The sequence below is a fragment of the Paenibacillus tianmuensis genome (assembly GCF_900100345.1).
In the GTDB taxonomy this organism is placed as follows: domain Bacteria; phylum Bacillota; class Bacilli; order Paenibacillales; family NBRC-103111; genus Paenibacillus_G; species Paenibacillus_G tianmuensis.
The window spans coordinates 1-3,703 of sequence record NZ_FMTT01000091.1; the positions used below are offsets into that span (position 1 = coordinate 1).

Below are 3,703 nucleotides of genomic sequence, written 5' to 3' on the forward strand. Positions count from 1 at the left end.
AGATCGCCTCTTTCTCGAATCGCTTGGTGGTACAAACGATTCTACAGCAAAGGCGATCTTTTTTCTACCATTTAGTGGTTAATCAACAGGCCTGCAACAACCCTGATCAATTCGCTTGTTTTTCTTTCGCGTTTTTTCTCAAAAATAGAGACACAACAACCGCAATAATCGAAAAAATGAAGCCAAGCATGAACGTGTCGCTGTAGCCCGCAACGGACGCCGTTAATTGTGCGGTCGCATCATTTGGATTCGCGGATTGCGCCAAGTGACTCTGGGAGCGCGCAGACATGGTGGCGATAAACAAAGATGTGCCAATCGCTCCGGCAACTTGCTGTAATGTACTGAAAATGGCAGATCCATGCGCATAGTATTCAGGCGTAATTTTATTCAGTCCATAGGTTTGGACGGGAACCAGAACGAGCGCCACTCCTAGCATTAACAGGCAGTGCGTTAAGATGATTTGCAAGGTCGACGAATCTAGTGTGAGTCTGGTAAAAAGATACAACGCAATGCTGACGATCAATAGACCCGGAATAATAATGACCTTAGCGCCAAATCGATCGAATAGCTTTCCTGTAACAGGAGACATCAGCCCATTGACGACACTTCCGGGCAGCATGATGAGTCCGGATTGAAAGGCGCTCACCAGCAACACGCTTTGCAAAAGCATTGGTAATAAGCTGGTTGTGGCGAACATTGACATCATAACAACGATCAAAAGTATAATCGAGAGAGAAAACATCGGAAATTGGAACGTACGCATTTCCAAAATCGGATTTGAAATGCGTAGTTGCCGAACTACGAATAAAATCAAAGCCAGGCTGCCAATGATCACTGACCCATAAACTTGCGGATCTGACCAGCCTTCATTTCCTGAAGCGCTAAATCCATACACAACACCGCCAAAACCTAATGTCGATAAAATGATGGATAGCACATCAACCTTGGGTTTTGTAAGCACGGTTACATTTACAAGATAATAATAACCAATGAGGATGGAAATGATAGTAAAAGGAATCGTGATATAGAACAGCCAGCGCCAATCCAAAGCTTCAATCATGATACCTGAAAGTGTAGGTCCGATCGCAGGGGCGAATGTAAATATTAAAAAGAGCACCCCCATAATCGTGCCCCGCTTTTCCGCAGGGTAAATAATTAACAACGTATTCATCAGCAGCGGGAGGATTAGCCCCGTACCAATCGCTTGAATCACTCGTCCAGCTAATAGCAGCGCAAAAGTGGGTGATATTGCAGCGACGATCGTACCCATTAAAAAGGTAACCATAGCTGCAGAAAAAAGCTGTCTTGTCGTAAGCCATTGCTGAATTAGAGCCGTTATGGGAATGAGCGCACCGACAATCAGCAGGTAAGCCGCAGTTAGCCACTGTATCGTGGTGGCGCCGACCTGAAACTCGTTCATCAGCACAGGCAAGGCATTGCCTAGCAACGTTTCGTTTAATGTCGCCACAAATGCTCCCATCATGAGAGCAACCATAATTGGCGTTCTCTTCACTTTCTGTAAATTTAAATCCATGTAAGTCCCTTCCTTTCGTGCTGTATAAGTTGAGTCATTTCCTATTATAGTGATCATGTGTACTGCAAAATATATTCAATATATCGATTTTAGGCAGTTAAGAGATAAAATCAAAACAATGTCTGAGAACTTCGTAGAAAAAGAGGAGCATTAGGGATGGATTTGAGAAAGCGCCGCTCCATGGAATGGTTATGGAAAGCCCTGTTTGAGCTAATGACGGAAAAAAAGATGTTATTTTCCAAAATTACGGTAGATCAAATTTGCGACAAAGCCATGGTCCATCGTTCTACGTTTTATAAGCATTTCGAAGACAAATTCAGATTGCTGGAGTATGGGCTGCATCAACTGATGGAACGATACTGGGATACTCCAGTAGAAAAAAGAATGTTAGAGCCGTTTCTTTGGTCCGATGAATTTTTTGAGGGTTCCGAGTCTCACAAGTTAGTGCGTTCGCAACAAAGCGATGAGCTTTTCTTTGATTGCATGACGACTTACTCCATGCGATTATTGAAGAAAGACGCATTAAAGTTCATCGAACAACAATCCAAGACGATCGATATCCCGCATGACTTGTTAGCCGAATTTCATGTGTCCGCGATGGTTACTTTAAGCGCATGGGCGCGTAAACATCTGAATCGGGCAAGCCCAGCGCAGCTGGATCACTATTTTCATAGATTAGTGAATGAAAATATTTTTGAATAAGGCAATAGAGCGAGAAAAAACCAGCTCATATCCGTCAAGATATGAGCTGGTTTTGCTATGCGTTAGTTAGTCTAATTGCGGGGGCACCTGATTTTAGTGCTCATGGCGTATGACTTCGTTGAAAAGTACTCCGTTAGACTGCTAATGTATTATGTCATCAGCAGTAATTGCAAATAATGCGTGGTCTTCCCATGTACCGTTAATTTTTAAATATTTTTTGGCCAAACCTTCATTTCTAAATCCTGCCTTTTCTAAAACTCGGATAGATGGCAAGTTCCTCGGCATGACTCCAGCTTGAACACGATGCAAGTCAAACTCGTTAAATGCAATTTTCACACATAATGAAACTGCCGTCGTTGCATAGCCTCGACCGTTATGTTTTCGATCAATGTAATAACCCAAATTTGCATTTTGAAAAGGACCGCGAGCAATACCGGTTAATGCTATTCTTCCGACAATTTCATCTGTCTCTTTAAGAAAGATTCCGTAAATGTAAGATTGGTCATTGAGTGCCCCTTGAATACCATTTGCAATTTCTTTTTCTTGTCCTTCAAGGGTAAAATGTGATTCATCTCTAATCGGCTCAAAAGGTTGATAAAAATCCCGGTTTCTTAATTTCAAGTCAAATAGAGCGCCTGCATCCTTCCGCTCAAGATGTCTTAAATAAATGTTATTGCTATCCAAATCATTTTGCTCCTTCCTAAAATCAGTATGAAAAAGAAAGATAACATATTTACAAGTAGAAATCAAAAATACCGGGAAATGTTGACGAATGTTCGAAGCAATCGTACAATTTGATCTGTAGAATTCTACTTTGATCTGAAAGTGTGAGAGTAGTTATGTATGAAGTCATCCGGAAGTTGAGAGTGTCAAGAGGACAATTTTGGGGAATTGTAATGGCTGTATCCATCTTTTTAGTAATTGCAGGGTGTAGTGACAAAAAGATGACTTTCGATCAGAAAATATGGATAGAGGCAAGGGATAATGAATCGTGGGAACTTCGCCAAAAAATGGCACAATATCTTATAGAAGAGCAAACACTCGTTGGAAATGATAAAAATGAGATAATCCAGCTACTTGGAAAACCTGAAGATTATTCAGATGTATCAAAGAATGAAATGTATTATACAATTGATTTATTTTATGGATATGATATTGATCCAGTGAGAGTTGAATACCTTGTTTTTTCATTGGATTCGAATAACAAGGTAACTAAATATGTCAGGAAACTCGCATTAGGAGGACTATAAACATGATGAACAAAAACTATGATATTCTTGAAATATACAATAATTACACCGATTTAGAACAAGAAAAGCTAATCGAACTGAAACAATTGATTATGAATGTTGCTAATAATTTGGGAGATAAAACCAGGCCTGTTGATTAACCAAATTATGTAATCTAAACAACCCTCTGGGGGTTATGTGTCTGCACAATATATTGAATCTTTATAAGCCATTCAGC

At 40.4% G+C, this 3,703-nt stretch carries 5 protein-coding genes; 3 read left to right on the top strand and 2 right to left on the bottom strand.

What is annotated here, in order from left to right; all coding sequences use genetic code 11:
* Positions 1–106: 106 nt before the first annotated feature.
* Positions 107–1,534, bottom strand: coding sequence for an MDR family MFS transporter (locus BLO51_RS28110; RefSeq protein WP_090677427.1), 1,428 nt, complete (start codon positions 1,532–1,534; stop codon positions 107–109).
* A 156-nt stretch (positions 1,535–1,690) separates the two neighbouring features.
* Between BLO51_RS28110 and BLO51_RS28115 the strand changes: the two genes are divergently transcribed.
* On the top strand, positions 1,691–2,236 hold the full coding sequence (locus BLO51_RS28115) for a TetR/AcrR family transcriptional regulator (protein ID WP_090677429.1): 546 nt from the start codon (positions 1,691–1,693) through the stop codon (positions 2,234–2,236).
* A 141-nt stretch (positions 2,237–2,377) separates the two neighbouring features.
* On the opposite strand, the gene BLO51_RS28120 is transcribed toward BLO51_RS28115, so the two are convergent.
* Entirely contained in the window at positions 2,378–2,920 is a 543-nt protein-coding gene (locus BLO51_RS28120; RefSeq protein ID WP_090677432.1) for a GNAT family N-acetyltransferase, read from the bottom strand.
* 155 nt (positions 2,921–3,075) lie between these two features.
* Between BLO51_RS28120 and BLO51_RS28125 the strand changes: the two genes are divergently transcribed.
* Both BLO51_RS28125 and BLO51_RS29580 read left to right on the top strand, forming a co-directional pair.
* A complete protein-coding gene (locus tag BLO51_RS28125) occupies positions 3,076–3,486 on the top strand; it encodes a hypothetical protein (RefSeq protein ID WP_143007029.1) in 411 nt (136 codons plus the stop codon).
* Between the two features lie 2 nt (positions 3,487–3,488).
* A complete protein-coding gene (locus BLO51_RS29580; protein ID WP_167670375.1) occupies positions 3,489–3,626 on the top strand; it encodes a hypothetical protein in 138 nt (45 codons plus the stop codon).
* Positions 3,627–3,703 lie beyond the last annotated feature (77 nt).

Bases quoted from the DNA above. Each gene is read 5' to 3' on its own strand.
- BLO51_RS28110 (WP_090677427.1), bottom strand. From the start codon at position 1,534: ATGGATTTAAATTTACAGAAAGTGAAGAGAACGCCAATTATGGTTGCT.
- BLO51_RS28115 (WP_090677429.1), top strand. From the start codon at position 1,691: ATGGATTTGAGAAAGCGCCGCTCCATGGAATGGTTATGGAAAGCCCTG.
- BLO51_RS28125 (WP_143007029.1), top strand. From the start codon at position 3,076: ATGTATGAAGTCATCCGGAAGTTGAGAGTGTCAAGAGGACAATTTTGG.
- BLO51_RS29580 (WP_167670375.1), top strand. From the start codon at position 3,489: ATGATGAACAAAAACTATGATATTCTTGAAATATACAATAATTACACC.